This is a genomic window from Rhizobium sp. AQ_MP, assembly GCF_014237835.1.
Lineage (GTDB): Bacteria > Pseudomonadota > Alphaproteobacteria > Rhizobiales > Rhizobiaceae > Allorhizobium.
Genome location: NZ_JACJVI010000011.1, coordinates 95733 through 111019, shown reverse-complemented (window position 1 = coordinate 111019; position 15287 = coordinate 95733). Strand labels below are relative to the sequence as shown.

14 protein-coding genes and 2 pseudogenes are annotated in these 15287 nt (G+C 62.2%); 7 read left to right on the top strand and 9 right to left on the bottom strand.

The features are described 5' to 3' along the window. Nucleotides 1-92: 92 nt before the first annotated feature. Nucleotides 93-1163 carry a quinolinate synthase NadA gene (gene nadA, locus H6M51_RS16700; protein WP_407073592.1) on the bottom strand — a complete coding sequence of 357 codons (1071 nt, stop codon included), beginning with the start codon at nt 1161-1163 and terminating at the stop codon, nt 93-95. Between the two features lie 231 nt (nt 1164-1394). On the opposite strand from nadA, the gene H6M51_RS16695 reads away from it, so the two are divergent. From H6M51_RS16695 to H6M51_RS16670, 6 genes and pseudogenes are all read left to right on the top strand, one after another. Further along, on the top strand, nt 1395-4160 hold the full coding sequence (locus tag H6M51_RS16695; protein ID WP_185810949.1) for a DUF2339 domain-containing protein: 2766 nt from the start codon (nt 1395-1397) through the stop codon (nt 4158-4160). 67 nt (nt 4161-4227) lie between these two features. Beyond that, nucleotides 4228-4881 carry an HD domain-containing protein gene (locus tag H6M51_RS16690; RefSeq protein WP_246780547.1) on the top strand — a complete coding sequence of 218 codons (654 nt, stop codon included), beginning with the start codon at nt 4228-4230 and terminating at the stop codon, nt 4879-4881. A gap of 15 nt (nt 4882-4896) precedes the next feature. Next, a complete protein-coding gene (locus H6M51_RS16685) occupies nt 4897-5742 on the top strand; it encodes an MOSC domain-containing protein (RefSeq protein WP_185810947.1) in 846 nt (281 codons plus the stop codon). A 311-nt stretch (nt 5743-6053) separates the two neighbouring features. Continuing rightward, nucleotides 6054-6442 (top strand): annotated as a pseudogene (locus H6M51_RS16680) (GIY-YIG nuclease family protein). A 351-nt stretch (nt 6443-6793) separates the two neighbouring features. Then, nucleotides 6794-8014, top strand: a complete 1221-nt coding sequence (locus H6M51_RS16675; RefSeq protein ID WP_185810946.1) for an MFS transporter — start codon at nt 6794-6796, stop codon at nt 8012-8014. Nucleotides 8015-8412: 398 nt separating this feature from the next. After that, a pseudogene (locus H6M51_RS16670) lies at nt 8413-8592 on the top strand (hypothetical protein); the annotation flags it as partial. A 2-nt stretch (nt 8593-8594) separates the two neighbouring features. Here the strand turns inward: H6M51_RS16670 and recO are convergent. Both recO and H6M51_RS16660 read right to left on the bottom strand, forming a co-directional pair. Beyond that, on the bottom strand, nt 8595-9368 hold the full coding sequence (recO, locus tag H6M51_RS16665; protein ID WP_185810944.1) for a DNA repair protein RecO: 774 nt from the start codon (nt 9366-9368) through the stop codon (nt 8595-8597). A gap of 53 nt (nt 9369-9421) precedes the next feature. Further along, nucleotides 9422-10066 (bottom strand): TetR/AcrR family transcriptional regulator, encoded by a 645-nt coding sequence (locus H6M51_RS16660; protein ID WP_185810943.1) that lies wholly within the window; start codon nt 10064-10066, stop codon nt 9422-9424. Between the two features lie 106 nt (nt 10067-10172). Between H6M51_RS16660 and H6M51_RS16655 the strand changes: the two genes are divergently transcribed. Further along, the gene (locus H6M51_RS16655) at nt 10173-11336 is read left to right on the top strand and encodes an AbrB family transcriptional regulator (RefSeq protein WP_246780546.1); all 1164 of its coding nucleotides are present in this window, start codon (nt 10173-10175) and stop codon (nt 11334-11336) included. Nucleotides 11337-11357: 21 nt separating this feature from the next. On the opposite strand, the gene era is transcribed toward H6M51_RS16655, so the two are convergent. The 6 genes from era to H6M51_RS16625 form a co-directional block, all read right to left on the bottom strand. Continuing rightward, nucleotides 11358-12299 (bottom strand): GTPase Era, encoded by a 942-nt coding sequence (gene era, locus H6M51_RS16650; protein WP_185810942.1) that lies wholly within the window; start codon nt 12297-12299, stop codon nt 11358-11360. Nucleotides 12300-12308: 9 nt separating this feature from the next. After that, nucleotides 12309-13034, bottom strand: coding sequence for a ribonuclease III (rnc, locus tag H6M51_RS16645; RefSeq protein WP_185810941.1), 726 nt, complete (start codon nt 13032-13034; stop codon nt 12309-12311). After that, nucleotides 13031-13768 (bottom strand): signal peptidase I, encoded by a 738-nt coding sequence (gene lepB, locus H6M51_RS16640; protein WP_185810940.1) that lies wholly within the window; start codon nt 13766-13768, stop codon nt 13031-13033. Before lepB ends, rnc begins: the two co-directional genes overlap by 4 nt. A 97-nt stretch (nt 13769-13865) precedes the next feature. Next, a complete protein-coding gene (acpS, locus tag H6M51_RS16635; RefSeq protein ID WP_185810939.1) occupies nt 13866-14270 on the bottom strand; it encodes a holo-ACP synthase in 405 nt (134 codons plus the stop codon). A 13-nt stretch (nt 14271-14283) separates the two neighbouring features. After that, entirely contained in the window at nt 14284-14853 is a 570-nt protein-coding gene (locus H6M51_RS16630) for a DUF2062 domain-containing protein (protein ID WP_185810938.1), read from the bottom strand. Between the two features lie 135 nt (nt 14854-14988). Further along, on the bottom strand, nt 14989-15138 hold the full coding sequence (locus tag H6M51_RS16625; protein WP_185810937.1) for a DUF3563 family protein: 150 nt from the start codon (nt 15136-15138) through the stop codon (nt 14989-14991). Nucleotides 15139-15287 lie beyond the last annotated feature (149 nt).

Below are 15287 nucleotides of genomic sequence, written 5' to 3'. Positions count from 1 at the left end.
GTCGGTTACAGAAGTGGTGGCAGAGGACCATTCATAGCAGACACCCTTCGAAACATTTTGTATTCCCATGAGACAACAAAGCTCGCCAAACTTCAATTCTTCAGATTGATCATCCGCTCCACCGCAATCCTTGCGCGGCCCGCAATAGCCGGATCGACCGTCACTTCCTCCGCCATGAACAGCAGGCTGTCGAGGATCTTCGGCAGGGTGATGCGCTTCATGTGCGGACAGAGATTGCAGGGTTTGACGAAATCGACGTCGCGAACTTCCGCCTGGATGTTGGAGGCCATCGAGCATTCGGTGACCAGGAGGACACGGGCTGGGCGCTTGGTCTTGACGTAGTCGATCATGCCCTTGGTCGAGCCGGCATAGTCCGACACGGCGAGCACGCTCGGATGGCATTCCGGATGGGCGACGATCTCGATGCGCGGATCGGCCTTCTTGTATTCGAGCAGTTCGTCCGCGGTGAAGCGCTCATGCACCTCGCAATGCCCCTTCCAGGTGAGGATCTTCTTTGTCGTCTGGTTGGCGACGTTCATCGCCAGATACTCGTCGGGGATGCAGAGCACCGTATCGCTGTCGAAGCTGTTGACCACGTCGACGGCATTGGCCGAGGTGCAGCAGATGTCGGTCTCCGCCTTCACGTCGGCCGAGGTGTTGACATAGGTGACGACGGGCACGCCGGGATAACGCTCTCGCAGCAGGCGGACATCGGCACCGGTGATGGATTCCGACAGCGAGCAGCCGGCGCGGCCATCTGGGATCAGCACCGTCTTGTCCGGATTGAGCAGCTTCGAGGTCTCGGCCATGAAATGCACACCGCACTGGACGATGATCTCGGCATCGACGCTGACCGCATCGCGAGCGAGCTGTAGTGAATCACCCTTGATGTCGGCGACGCAGTGGAAGATCTCCGGCGTCTGGTAGTTGTGCGCGAGGATGACTGCGCCGCGCTCCTTTTTCAGCCGGTTGATGGCATGGATATAGGGGGCGAAAACCGGCCACTCGATCGCCGGGATGAAATCGCGGACACGCCCATAGAGGTGCTCCGTCTCCTTGGCCACGGCAGGCGTGTAGGTCAGATCTGGCCGTTCCCAGACGCCGAAGCGCTCGGCTGCGGTGCGAAATCCGGTACTGGTTTGCGGCAGGGTCTGCGCTTCCATGGCCATCTCCTCCATTATTTATGCTCAAACTGAGCATAATAAGTGCCAAAGAAAACCGGCGATCGCCGGTAGTGCCGATGTAGAAAGTTTCGGGTGGGATTGCAAGCGAGGTTTTGGGCTCGTCTTCACGCCTCGAGGTCCACCATAACCGCCGCGTGATGCACAGCGCTTTCCCTCACCGGGAAAAACGTTAGTTTGGCTGCTCCTTGAGGCAAGGCTCTGCGAGGCCCAATGTTCGAACTGTTGCCGCTGATCCTGATCGGCGTTCTCTTTGTCATCAACCGGGGTGCGGCCAAGCGTATCGACCGCCTCGAGAAGGAACTCGGAGAGGTTCGAGAGCGGCTGCTCAGGATGAGCGGCGCCTTGGCGGCGCCCCCTGCCATCCCGGTGGCGCCGGAAGAGCCGGTTGAGGCCACTCTTCCGGAAGCGCCCGCAGAGACACTGGTCTCGGACGAGGTCCCGCTCGGCCAACCGCCACGTCAGAGCGCAGCGACCGCGCCGGCGGATGAACAAGCTGCCTCCCTCAACCCGGGAGCCAGCGGCAAAGCCACGGCCGCCGCCCCCACGGAAAGCCTCGAAAACCTGCTCGGAGCCCGCTGGGCCGTCTGGGCCGGTGGCCTGGCCCTGGCGTTGGGTGGCGTGTTTCTCGTGCGCTACTCGATCGAAAGCGGCCTGCTCGGCCCCGGTGTGCGCCTGACGCTTGCCGCCCTTTTCGGCCTCGTTTTGGTCGCGGTCGGAGAGCTCATCCGCCGCAGGGCGCTGCCGAAGGCCGAAGCCCTCTATGCCAATGCCATGGTGCCGGGAATCCTGACGGCTGCAGGTGCCGTCTCGCTGTTCGGCGCTGTCTATGCCGCGCATGGCATCTACGAGTTCATCGGTCCAACGCTCGCCTTCATTTTGCTGGCACTCTCGGCGTTCGGCGTGCTCGGCCTGTCGCTCCTGCATGGGCAGGCGCTGGCTGGGCTTGGGCTGGCCGGCTCCATGCTCACCCCACTCCTCATATCGACGCCCTCGCCGAACCTCTGGACGCTGTTCATCTATCTTACGGTGGCCCAGGTCGCGACCTCGCTTGCCTCGCGCCTTAAGGGCTGGCTGATCGTACCGGCGATCGCACAGGCCCTTCTCGGCATCTGGGCTCTGGTGGCACTCATCGACACATCCGAGATCACGCCGATCGCGCTGTCTCTTCTTGCCATGGTCGCCGCCTGGATGCTGATCTGGCCGGGTCGTGCCGGCGAGGATCCGGCAGAGCCGGAAGCGCGCCTGTCGTTCGACGCGCTCGGGCGGCGGATGTCGTCAGGTCCTGTCGGCCTCGACCTTACCCTGTCGCTCGCCGTTGTCTTGCCGGCGCTGGTGATGCTGGAGCGCGTTGTAACCGACGTCTTCCCGCTCTTCGGACTTGCCGCGTTGATCGCAGCGCTTGCCGCCGCGGGTAGCGCACGCCACGGCGCCTTCTGGCCAACTGCCATTTCAGCCGCCGGAGCCTTGCTCGCGGCCATCGTGGAAACCGGCATGGTGGGACAGGCTCAGGCCATGCTGCTCGGGTGGGACATCGTCAAAACCAGCCTGCCGGCGCTGGACGTCACCGCCATGTATGTGCTGCTCGGCCTCGCCGCCGTCTTCCTGTTCATCGGCCTTGCGCATATCCGCAGACGGTTCGCAGAGGATCCGCTCTTCTCGACGGTCTGGGCCGTGATTGCGGCTGGTCTGCCTGTCCTGCTCGCCACCATCAGCTTTGTTTTCTACGGGATCTATGCCCGCGACTGGCTGCACGGCATCTTCGGCATCGGGCTCGGGACTGTTCTGCTCGGGGCTTGCGAATTCCTGGACCGCAAGGGCGCGCTCCCCGCCTTCCGGCGTGGTGTCGATGTACTGCTGACAGGCAGTTTCGCGGCCTATGCGCTTGCGCTGCATACGCTGACCGACGGCGTGGTCACGACGATCCTGCTGGCGCTGCTCGGCTTTGCCTATCTCATGGCAAGCCGCAAGCGGGGCTGGAGCGGGCTGCCGTGGATCATGGTGACCGCGCTTGTCGGCGTGCTCTTCCGCATCGGCTGGGATCCGACGCTTGTCGGTGCAGAGGCGCTCTCGCGGACGCCCTTCCTCAACCAGCTGCTTCCGGGATACGGCATCCCGGCGCTTCTTGCCCTTCTCTCGGCCTACGAGATGCGCAACTGGCCGGGCAACCGGGTGCGCAATGCGTTGCAGGGTCTTGCCAGCCTTCTCGGGCTGCTCGCAATCGCCATCCTGGTCCGTCATGCCATGAACGGCGGCGTGCTCGATTCGTCAGCGCCGACACTCGGGGAACAGTCGATCTACACGCTGCTCGTCGCCGGCCTTTCGGGCATCCTGATGACGCTCGACCTGAAGTCACCGAGCCCCGTCTTCCGCTATGGCTCGATGGTCGCGGGCGGAGTCGCCATCGCCCAGACGGTGAGCCTGCATCTCGGGGCGCTCAATCCCTATTTCACCGGCGAGAGCACCGGCAGTTGGCCGCTGATCAACCTGCTCATGATCGGTTATCTCCTGCCCGGCCTCGCCTATGCGGGCCTTGCCTTTCATGCGCGTGACAAGCGGCCCCTGCCCTATGTGGTGCTGCTCGCGCTTTCAGGGGCGGTGCTCGGTTTTGCCTGGGTGACGTTTTCGGTCCGGCGCTTCTGGCAGGGCGAGTTCATCGCCTTTTGGAAGGGTTTCGAGCAAGCGGAGACCTACAGTTATTCGGTGGCCTGGCTCGCCATCGGCGTCGGTCTTCTGGCGCTCGGATCTCGCTTCGATGCCAGAAGCCTGCGCATTGCCTCTGCGGTCATCGTCATCCTTACGGTCGCCAAGGTCTTCCTGATCGACATGGCCAATCTCGAAGGCGTGCTGCGGGCCCTCTCCTTCATCGGCCTCGGCTTCGTGCTGATCGGCATCGGGCTCTTCTATCAGAAGATCCTGAGCCGCAAGTCCGTGCCTTCGCCAGCCTCGGAGGAGGACGAAGCACCGACAGGGATCTGATGGGGGACGGTTGAACAGAGGGCGCTCGCAAGGCTAGATGCGGGCTCACCGCAATGGGGACTCTGCCTTGACCGCCCTTCTCACCGCCGCCGACTTCGCCCCGCACCAGGTGCTCGCCGCCGATCTGCTCGACCACGCGACCGAAGGCGACGATGGCTCGCATGACCTTGCCCATATTCACCGCGTCTTCAAGAACGCCATGAAGATCCAGGCCGGCGAAGGCGGCGATCCGCAAATCCTCGCGGCGGCCGTGTTGCTGCATGACTGCGTCGCGGTCGAGAAAAGCTCGCCGCTCCGCTCGCAGGCCTCGCGGCTCGCAGCAGAAAAGGCCAGCGGCATTCTGGTGGGGCTCGGCTGGCCCGACGAGAAGATTGCGGCCGTTGCCCATGCGATCCTCACCCACAGCTTTTCCGCCAATATTCCGCCGGAAACGCTGGAAGCGAAGATGTTGCAGGATGCCGATCGGCTCGATGCGATCGGCATGGTCGGCGTGGCGCGCTGCTTCTATATCGCCGGGCGCATGGGGTCGGGACTGTACCACCCCGCCGACCCCGGCGCCGAGCATCGGCCGCTCGACGACCGGTCCTATGCGATCGACCATTTTCCGGCGAAGCTCCTGAAACTCTCCGATGGCTTCCAGACGGCGACGGGCGCCAAACTCGCCCGGGAGCGGCACGAGCGGCTGAACCTTTTCCTCACCCTTTTCCGCGACGAAATCTGAACAAGGCAAAGCACCATGCAGGTTACCGATCTCCTTATCTACCCGTTCAAGAGCGCACGCGGCGTTGCCCTGACGCAAACCCGTATCGATGCCATGGGGCTTTCCGGCGATCGGCGCATGATGCTGGTCGATCCCGACGGGCAGTTCATCACGCAGCGGGAGCTGCCGGAGCTGGCCCGCCTGACTGCGCTTCCGGCTGCTACCTCCCTGACGCTCAGCCTCGATGACGGACGCGAGATCCTCGTCGCCCCGCCACAGCCGGAGTCGCGCATGGATGTGGCGATCTGGCGCTCGATCGTCAGCGCCGCTGTTGCCCATGAGAGCGTCAATGACGCGCTGTCGGAGTGGTTCGGACGGCCGGTGAAACTGGTCTTCATCGATGCTGAAAGCCGCCGCGACGCCAATCCGGAATGGGCAGGCGAAGGCTCGCCGATGGGCTTTGCCGATGGCTACCAGATCCTCGTCACCACAAGCGGCTCACTTCGGGCGTTGAACGAGGATATGGGACGGCATGGCGAAGGCTCTGTCGGCATGGATCGCTTCCGTCCGAACATCGTGCTCGACTGCGACGAGCCCTGGGCGGAAGACGCCTGGACCGGTCTCGAGATCGGCGGCATCCGCTTCGATTTCGTCAAACCCTGCCCACGCTGCATCATGACCACCCAGGACCAGCAGACCGGCTCGCGCGAGGGCGCCAACCCGATGCCGGCCATGGGACGTCTGAGGATGTCCGCCGACAGGCGGGTGCCAGGGCCGCTCTTCGGCTGGAATGCCGTGCCGCGCGGCGAAGGTCTGGTGCGGGTCGGAGATGCGGTGACGGTGCTTGGCAGTCGAGAGCGCTGGGCGATCAAGGGGCGGTGAGATTGATCAAGACGATTGCCACCCGCCCTCGTCCTTCGAGGGTCGCTGCGCTCCCACCTCAGGATGAGGGCTGATCGTTTACAAGCTGGTTCCATCAATCTCGACGCAAACGGCAGGTCAACGGAGCCGAGCTTCTCACAGCCTTTGACCTGCGTACATCTGCGCCCCTCATCCTGAGGTGCCCTTGCGTCAGCAAGGGCCTCGAAGGATCCGGCAGCTACCGCCTTGCAATGAACTCGCACATAAAGACATCGGACTATGGAAGAACCCCATAGATTGCGGAGTTGTACAGAAGGCAAAGTCGCGCGACCATGAAGCCGGTGTTTTTGGAGGTCACTCCTATAGAGGTCACCGTCTACATCCTTCGCTGCAGCGATGGCTCCTATTACACGGGACTGACGAAGCAGAACATTGAGGCGCGGCTCTGGGAGCATAACGCTGGCACCTTGACGGCTACACTTCCAGACGCCGACCCGTGGAACTGGTCTTCACGGAAAGCTACGACCGCATCCTCGACGCCATCGCACGCGAGCGACAAATCAAGGGATGGAACAGGCAGAAGAAGGAAGCGCTGATCGCCTATGCCTATGAAATCCTTCCGGACTTGTCGCGCCGGGGTCCGGTCAAGCGGTTGGCGGGTGCCCCCACCCGCCCTCGTCCTTCGAGGGTCGCTTGGCTCCCACCTCAGGATGAGGGCTGATCGTTTGCCGCCCAGCTTTCAGAAGATGGCAGCGTAGTCGATGCGACAGTGAGGCCGGCTGCTGGGAACTGTATGGCACCGGCCAGCACTGCACCCCTCATCCTGAGGTGTCCTTGCGAAAGCAAGGGCCTCGAAGGATCCAGTCACGCCGGTGACCGAGCCTCCGAGATCCTGCTCCGCAGCCCCCTCATCCTGAGGTGCCCCTGCGCAGCAGGGGCCTCGAAGGATCGAGCCCCCCACGTCCGCCACCCATCTGACATTCATCAAATCCCCTGATGGCCAGTTCATCAAAAGGCGTTTCTGCTCATCGATCGACTGCACTAATGTGCTGTTGACAGAGGAGAATCCCCGATGACCACCACAGCCCGTCCCGCCATGCCCTGGCTCATCATTGTCGCGGGATCGCTGATCGCCGTGATGACTTTCGGACCACGGTCGGCGATGGGCTTCTTCCAGTTGCCGATGCTTGCCGATCGGGGCTGGGATCGTTCGACATTCGGGCTTGCCATGGCCTTCCAGAACCTGTTCTGGGGCTTGAGCCAGCCCTTCTTCGGGGCGCTGGCCGACAAATATGGCACGGGCCGCGTGCTCGCCGCCTCGGGCGTGCTCTATGCGGCAGGCCTCGTGATGATGGCAAATGCCACAGCACCGATCTGGCTGCATATGGGTGGTGGCGTGCTGATCGGCCTTGCGATCGGTGCCGGCTCGTTCAGCGTCATCCTCTCGGCCTTTGCGCGCAATGTGACGCCCGAGCAGCGGTCGATGGCGTTCGGCATCGGGACGGCAGCCGGTTCGGCCGGCATGTTCCTGTTTGCGCCGCTCAGCCAGGGTTTCATCTCGGCCTTCGGCTGGTCGGACAGCCTCGTCATCATTGCTGTCATGATGCTGGTCGTGCCGTTGCTTGCCTTTCCCCTGCGCGGCAATGCGCAGTCGGGCTCGCAATCCGGCAGCCAGTACCAGCAGACGATCGCCGAAGCGCTCAAGGAGGCGTTTGCGCACAAGAGCTATCTTTTGCTGACGACAGGCTTCTTCGTCTGCGGCTTCCAGGTGGCCTTCATCACCGCGCATTTCCCGGCCTATCTCGGCGATATCGGCATTGAGGCACGTTACGCCGTGATTGCCATGGCGCTGATCGGCTTCTTCAACATCATAGGCTCGCTGGCCGCCGGCTGGATCGGGCAGCGCTATTCGAAGCCCTATTTCCTCGCCTTCATCTATATTGGACGTTCGATCACGGTGACGCTCTTCCTGCTGCTGCCGCAGACGCCGGCTTCGGTCGTGATCTTTGCAGCCGTCATGGGCCTGCTCTGGCTATCAACCGTGCCGCCGACCAACGGGCTCGTCGCGATCATGTTCGGCACGCGCCATCTCGGCCTCCTGGGCGGGCTCGTATTCCTGTCCCACCAGATCGGCTCCTTCCTCGGCGTGTGGATGGGCGGCTATCTCTACGACCATTTCGGCACCTATGACCAGGTCTGGTGGCTGGGTGTGGCGCTCGGGATCTTCGCGGCCGTGGTGCATTGGCCGATCCGTGAACAGGCTGTCGAACGGCCGGCCATCGGCATGGCGTAATTTTGCCCAAAGTGAGATCATATTTCGGCATTTCTCCCATGCCGGATCAAAATTCCTGTGTTTTCGCCTAGCGCGGACTGTCACAGAAAATTATTTTATTTTTCTTGATCCGCCCGTTGACGGATTCCGACCCAGCACCTACCTTGTGCGTGCTGGTTCGAACACTGACGACGAACCATGTCTGGTCTTCGAAGCGAAGGCCGCAGCCAAAGAAGGAGGTCAGCGAGATGCAAGTTGTATTTCTTGATGCCATCCGATCCTGGCAGACCCCGCGCCTCGTGATGGCGAAACGCCATTACGCCTGCTCCTGTCGAATGTGACGCAGCGCAACGACTGATTACCACAAACGACTATTGAAACAGCGCCGTGCATGCAGTGCACGAGCGGGGACATTCGTTATGAAGAAGCAAGTCATCGAATATGCCGGGGTTCCGGTTGGCATCACCATACCCGATGGTGACAGGGTCAAGTTCATCGCCGTCAAGTATCCGGTCATCGATCTCGACGGCGGTGTCTATCGCAGCGTCAGCGAATTGCAGACGGCCATTCACCAGCACATGGCGAAATCCGCACCGGAAGATCAGGCCGTGTTCTTTGGTGCTGCCAATGCGCCGGTGGCATCCGCCGAGCGCAAGGTCTTCAACGCTGCCTGACAAAAACCTTCGCGTGCCGCGCCGGCTTCAAGCCCCCGCGGCACGTAGACATGCCGATCAAGAAAATAGGCCGTCAGCCTGAAGGCGTCGGCAAGACTCTCCGGATCGGCCGCCCGGTTGGTGCCCGGTGTCAGGAAATCCGGCAGCGCGAGCATCTTGTCCGCCCAGGGCGCGCCCGCCTCCCGGCTGACGGCCCGGCCCGACTTCGGCGAGACGTAAGCGAGATCATGGCGCGTCCCGGTCGCTGCGCATTCCTCGAGGTCCAGTCCGAAACCGAGATCGTTGAGCAGCGCAAGCTCGAAGCGGACAAAGAGTTCGCCGGCGGTTGCCGGCTCCTCTAGATGATCGAGGATCACATCGAGTGCTTCAAAAAGATGCGGATGCGGATCGCGCTCGGGAAGCAGTCGCAGCAGGGCTGCCAGTGCCTGGACGCCGTAGACGGCGGTCGCACTTTCCATCAGGCGCCCTGCCCGCAGGACCAGCGGCTCGATCCGGTACTCACCAAGATGTTCGTCGAGGCGCGCACGCCATGTGACTTCGAGCCGGTTTCCCGGCTGCAGAACCGGCTGCATGGTGCGGGAGCGACCGGAGCGGACCATGCCCAGATGGCGGCCTCGGCTGCGCGTCATCATCTCGGCAATGACGCTCGATTCGCCATGCCGCCGCACCCCGAGAAGGATCGCCTCGTCCGTCCATTGCATGATCGGGTTTTATCGCAGAGGCGCTGGGAGGAACAGGAGTTTCCGCGTCCGGCTCAGATTTCGGTGAGGTAGCGCTGCACCCAGCCGCGCCAATGGGCGATCGCCTCGGCCTTGCCGGGATAACGTTTCTCTTCATGCAGCTGCACGAGGGACTTCATTGCCTGGAAGAGCACCACCGACATGACCTGCGCCTGCTCCTCGACAAGTCCGGGGCGCCAGAGCATGAGGATGTCGGCGACACGTCGGCGCAGGCTTTCACGCAACACGCCGGGACGGACACCGGGCTGCTCCCAGCGCGCATCAAGCAGGCTGAGAGCCAGGCTGCGCTCGGCGGCGTGGGCGACGAGGACATCAAGTAGTCTGTCAGCCAGTTGTATGCCGTCGAGATCGGAAACCTGGGCCCTGATTCGATCGAGTGCGGCCTCGACATGTTCGGCGTAGCGGGCGACGAGTGCGTCTGCCAGCACATCCTTGTTGGGAAAGAACTGGTAGAGTGATCCGATCGGCGCACCGGCGCGCGCGGCAATCTCGGTCATGGTTGCGGCCTTGTAGCCCTGCTCGGCAAATACCGACGCACCGGCATCGAGAAGTTTCGCCACTCGGGCTATGCCGCGCTTGCGCTTGGGTTCCTTGGCCGTTGGGGGCGCCGCCTGCTGGGCTGGCACCGTGATTGCCGAACTTGATTTTTCCGAGGCCATTCTCGTAAATCTCATTTTGTGAGTTACGCCTCATTTATTCGATGAAATGACAGTTTCGTCCAGCCCTTTCCCGGAATCAGCTTTCAGACAAAAGATGGAGACGATGATGCCATCCCGCAAAGAGCCCGAGCACCTGCCGCAGCCCGACCCCGAGGGGCTTGCAGGGCCGAGTGTGTCGAAAGCGGTAGCGATCGATCCCCCGCCTTTGCCGGGCCTTCTGACTGCGCTGCCGCTGGCGCTTCGCTGGCTTATTCTCCTGGTCTTGTCCTTGTCGGTCTCATGCGTGCTGTTCTTCGCGCATATTCCTGGCGCCCTTCTGCTCGGGCCCATGGTCGCGGCGATCCTGGTTGCAACGAATGGCGCGCGGCTTTCGGTTCATCGCACCCCATACATCTTCGCCCATTCCCTGATCGGCTGTATCATTGCCCGCTCGATCGATCTCGGCACGCTGACAACGGTCGCGGACGACTGGCCGGTCTTCCTGTCGATCGTGCTGGCGATCATCGCTGCCAGCAGTCTGCTCGGCTTTCTCATGGCGAAAGCCAGGATCCTCCCGGGCACCACCGCGATCTGGGGGACATCGGCAGGGGCAGCCTCGGCCATGGTGCTGATGGCGGAAGCGCATGGCGGCGATCCACGTCTCGTGGCCTTCATGCAGTATCTGCGGGTTGCCTTCGTGGCGACCGGGGCCTCGCTGATGGCCGCCTTCGTCTTCAATATCGAAGGTGGCGCGGCCCATCCCGTCGTCTGGTTTCCGCAGACCGACTGGCTCGATCTTGGCCTTACGCTTGCAGCCGCCATTGCTGCGGCCTTGGTCGGCGCTCGGCTCAAGCTTCCTGCCGGCACGATGCTGCTGCCGCTCGTCGCGACCACGATCCTGCACGTGACGGGCTTCATCACGCTACAGCTTCCCGAATGGCTGCTGGCCCTTGCCTACTGCGTGATTGGCTGGCGGATCGGCCTGTCTTTCACGCGGCGCATCCTGCGGCATGCGGCAGGTGCCCTGCCCCAGATCGTCGGCTCGATCCTGGTGTTGATGGCGTTCAGCGGCGGGCTTGCCTTCCTGCTCTGGTCGCTGCATGGCATCGACCCGCTGACCGCCTATCTTGCGACCAGCCCGGGCGGGCTTGATTCGATCGCGATCATCGCCGCGACCACGCCTGTGGACATGTCGTTCATCATGGCGCTCCAGACCATGCGGCTGATCCTGATCATCCTGATCGGGCCACCGATCTCGGATTTCGTCGCGAGGCACGTTACGAAGGGCTGAGCGCCCTTCGCTCTGTTTTCATCAGTCGCGCGGGAATTCCAGGCCCATTTCGCGGAAGCGCTCGGGGTCGTTGCCCCAGTTCTCGCGCACCTTGACGAAGAGGAAAAGGTGGACCGGCTGCTCAAGGATCTCGGTGAGTTCCTTGCGCGATGCGGTCGAGATCGACTTGATCGCTTCGCCGTTCTTGCCCAGCACGATCTTCTTCTGGCTGTCGCGCTCGACATAGATGACCTGCTCGATGCGCACCGAGCCATCCTTGCGCTCTTCCCACTTTTCGGTCTCGACATGCGAGGAATAGGGAAGTTCCTGGTGCAGGCGCAGGAAGAGCTTCTCGCGGGTAATTTCGGCCGCGAGCTGGCGCATCGGCAGGTCCGAAATCTGGTCTTCCGGATAGTACCAGGGACCTTCCGGCAGCGCGGCCGCCAGATAATCCATGACATCGTCACAGCCGGAGCCGGTCGTGGCGGAGATCATGAAGGTGCGGTCGAACTTCACCGCTTCATTGGCGGTCTGTGCCAGCTTGAACAGATCTTCGTGCTTGACCCGGTCGATCTTGTTCAAGACCAGGATCTTCGGCTGTGGCACGTCCTTCAACGCCTCGAGGATCGCCTCGGCATCGCCACGCAGGCCGCGCTCGCTGTCGATCAGGAGCAGGATCACATCGGCATCCTTGGCGCCGCCCCAGGCAGAGGTGACCATGGCACGGTCGAGCTTGCGGCGCGGCTTGAAGATGCCGGGCGTGTCCATGAAGACGATCTGGGCGTTGTTGTGGATCGCAATCCCGCGCATCACGGCGCGGGTCGTCTGCACCTTGTGGCTGACGATCGACACCTTGGCGCCGACGAAGCGATTGACCAGCGTCGACTTGCCGGCATTGGTCGGGCCGATCAGGGCCACGAAGCCGGATCGGGTCGGGGTGTTGGCGGTGGCTTCGCCACCGTCATGGGTTTCGGTGTCGGTCATATCTTCCAATCAGTTCGCGTCGGAGGCCTTGGCCCAGACGCCTTCGCGTTCGAGAATCTTGGTCGCGGCCACCTGCTCGGCGGCACGCTTGGAACGATCGATGCCGATCTCCGGCTTCAGGCCCGGGATTTCGACGATCACCGTGAAGCGGGGATCATGATCCGGTCCGGAGCGATCGGCAACCTTGTATGTGGGCGGTGCGCCAAACCTGGCGTGCGTCCATTCCTGCAATTCGGTCTTGGCATCCCGGCGGGCGCCGTCGGCACGGGCCGCTCGGTCCTTCCAGTATTTCAGGATGAAGCCGCGGGCGGCCTCCAATCCGGCTTCGATGTAGATCGCCGCGATCAGGCTTTCCACCACGTCGGCGCGAACATTCAGCATGTTCTTCGCCGTAATCTTCTTCACGTCGGCGCCGGTGCGGATGAAGCGATGGAGCGCCATCTCGTCCGCAACGGATGCACAGGCTTCGGCGCTGACCAACTGATTGAAGCGGACGGAAAGCTCACCTTCGGTCGCATCGCGAAAGGTGGTGAACAGCATTTCGGCGACGCAGAGGCCGAGCACCCGGTCGCCGAGAAATTCAAGCCGTTCGTAATCGCCCTTTCTTCCCCGCGCAACCTGGGCACTGGAATGGGTCAGCGCCCGCTTCAGGCGGTCGCGGTCGGCGAATGTATGGCCGATCGCAGCTTCAAGCTGCTGCCAGTCCTTTTCGCTGACCACGCCCTTTTCCGTCATTCGACCACCTTGAACAGGCGATCCCAGCGCATGTTGGCCGGCCATTTCCAGACTTCGCGGAATGAGGTGTCGTTGCCGAGCGAGAAGAAGATCAGCGAGGCCTTGCCGATCAGGTTTTCGGCGGGCACGAAGCCGACGTCGAAGCGGCTGTCGAGCGAGTTGTCGCGGTTGTCGCCCATGGCGAAATAATGGCCCTCGGGCACGATGAACTCCCGCGTGTCGTCGCCGCGGGTTCCCTGGGCCTGATCCAGCGTGTCATAGGTTACGCCATTGTCCAGCGTTTCGCGGAACACGGGAACGTCCGTGCCGGGATCCATGCGATAATCGGAAGTGAAGACGCCATCCTGCACCTTCGGCACCGGCTGGCCGTTGATGAACAACACGCCGCCGATGACCTGAATGCGGTCGCCGGGCAGGCCGACGATGCGCTTGATGTAATCGATGCTCGGGTTCGGCGGGAAGCGGAACACGGCGATGTCGCCACGCTCGGGCTCACTGGCGAAGATGCGGCCTTCGAAGAGATTCGGCGAGAAGGGCAGCGAATACTTCGAATAGCCATAGGAGAACTTGTTGACGAAGATGTAGTCGCCAACCAGGAGCGTCGGCATCATGGAGCCGGACGGAATCGTGAAGGGCTGAAAGAACACGGTCCGGATGACCATGGCCAGGAGCAAGGCCTGGATGATGACCTTAACGTTTTCCCAGAGGGCACTCTGCTTCTTTTCTTCGCTCACGCGGATCGGTTCCTTCTTGCGGAATTTCTGCTCTCTCTAGTCGGTTCGCGCCCGCGCGGCAACCGCAGACGCACCCACATCACCGCGACCTGTTAACTCAGCGACTTTCCGGCAGGGCTTCGACAATGACGAATGCCTGGGCATAGGGAAATTCGTCGGTGATGGTCAGATGGATCTGGGCGACATGCCCTGATGGTACAAGGCGCTGCAGGCATTTCGCCGCACCACCGGTCAATTCGAGACCTGGCTTGCCGTTCGGCAGATTGACGACGCCCATCTCCTTCCAGAAGACACCCTCGGCTATTCCGGTGCCAAGCGCTTTTGCCATGGCCTCCTTGGCTGCAAACCGCTTGGCATAGGAGGCGGCGCTATCCTTCCGGCCATTCGAACGCGCCTGTTCTTCGTCCGTGAAGCAGCGCGCGGTGAATTTCTCGCCGAACCGTTCGATCGACTTCTCGATCCTTCTGATATCAACCAGGTCGCTGCCGATGCCGATGATCATGTCAGACGCTCGTTCACTGGAGGGCTTGCGCCAGTCGGGAGCGGGCGCGCTCGGCGAGACGATCGCGGCGGCGTGCCTGGAACTTCGAGACGGCGATGTAAATCACGGCATAGATCACCACACCGCTGATGAGCGCCAGCGGCAGCGCTCCAACCAGCATGGGCTTCAAAATGGGTTGCCACATGCTGTCGAGGCGGGCGAACGAGAACTTGTGTTCCAGATCGACGCTTCGGGAGACGGGATCGCCGTTGCCGAGAAGCCGGTGGCCCACTTCCCAGGTCGAGGCCCAGATGAACGGAAATGTCAGCGGATTGCCGAAAGCCGTGCCGATGGCCGCCGCGACCATGTTGCCGGCGATCACGTAGGCTATGGCGAAGGCGATGAGGAAATGCAGGCCGATAAACGGCGTCCAGGACGAGACAACCCCGGCGATCACGCCGGCGGCGATCGCATGCGGTGTGGCCGAGAGGCGCAGCACGCGCTTGCTCAGATATTGAAACGATCGGATGAAGCCACGACGCGGCCAGAAAAGCTCGCGCAGCTTTGTCAATCTTGAAATCGGTTGCCGGCGTCGAAACAGCATGTGGGATATGTAGTTGATCCTGGACGCACTCGGCAAGAAAAAGTGGCCGACGAGGTGGCCAAAAAAGCAAAGACGCCGGCAGCAACCGGCGTCGCAGCAAGGATCTGGCGGAACCAGGTCCGATCGATTTGCGGTTCAGCCGCGGCGGAACATGCCGCGATCGATTTCGCGCTGGCGGTATTCAAGATCAACCAGGTCGCGGGCGCCGTTCAGATAGTTCATTTCGCGCTCAGCAACGGTCGGGACGCGGAGGGCGCGGGCGATTTTGCGGATCGGAGTAAACATCGTTTTGTCCTCAGTTCTTTCTCTTCATCTGTTGACTGGAAGATAATGGTGCGCCGCACAATCCACCAGAGACAAGAACTGAAGTCAGCCATGCGATAGACGCATAACGACGGGGTCAAGGTTTACCATTTAGGCAAGATCGTGACCAA

Coding starts and splice junctions, on each gene's coding strand:
- nadA (WP_407073592.1), bottom strand. CDS start 1,163: ATGGAAGCGCAGACCCTGCCGCAAACCAGTACCGGATTTCGCACCGCA.
- H6M51_RS16695 (WP_185810949.1), top strand. CDS start 1,395: ATGTTCGAACTGTTGCCGCTGATCCTGATCGGCGTTCTCTTTGTCATC.
- H6M51_RS16685 (WP_185810947.1), top strand. CDS start 4,897: ATGCAGGTTACCGATCTCCTTATCTACCCGTTCAAGAGCGCACGCGGC.
- H6M51_RS16675 (WP_185810946.1), top strand. CDS start 6,794: ATGACCACCACAGCCCGTCCCGCCATGCCCTGGCTCATCATTGTCGCG.
- recO (WP_185810944.1), bottom strand. CDS start 9,368: ATGCAATGGACGGACGAGGCGATCCTTCTCGGGGTGCGGCGGCATGGC.
- H6M51_RS16660 (WP_185810943.1), bottom strand. CDS start 10,066: ATGGCCTCGGAAAAATCAAGTTCGGCAATCACGGTGCCAGCCCAGCAG.
- H6M51_RS16655 (WP_246780546.1), top strand. CDS start 10,173: ATGCCATCCCGCAAAGAGCCCGAGCACCTGCCGCAGCCCGACCCCGAG.
- era (WP_185810942.1), bottom strand. CDS start 12,299: ATGACCGACACCGAAACCCATGACGGTGGCGAAGCCACCGCCAACACC.
- rnc (WP_185810941.1), bottom strand. CDS start 13,034: ATGACGGAAAAGGGCGTGGTCAGCGAAAAGGACTGGCAGCAGCTTGAA.
- acpS (WP_185810939.1), bottom strand. CDS start 14,270: ATGATCATCGGCATCGGCAGCGACCTGGTTGATATCAGAAGGATCGAG.
- H6M51_RS16630 (WP_185810938.1), bottom strand. CDS start 14,853: ATGCTGTTTCGACGCCGGCAACCGATTTCAAGATTGACAAAGCTGCGC.
- H6M51_RS16625 (WP_185810937.1), bottom strand. CDS start 15,138: ATGTTTACTCCGATCCGCAAAATCGCCCGCGCCCTCCGCGTCCCGACC.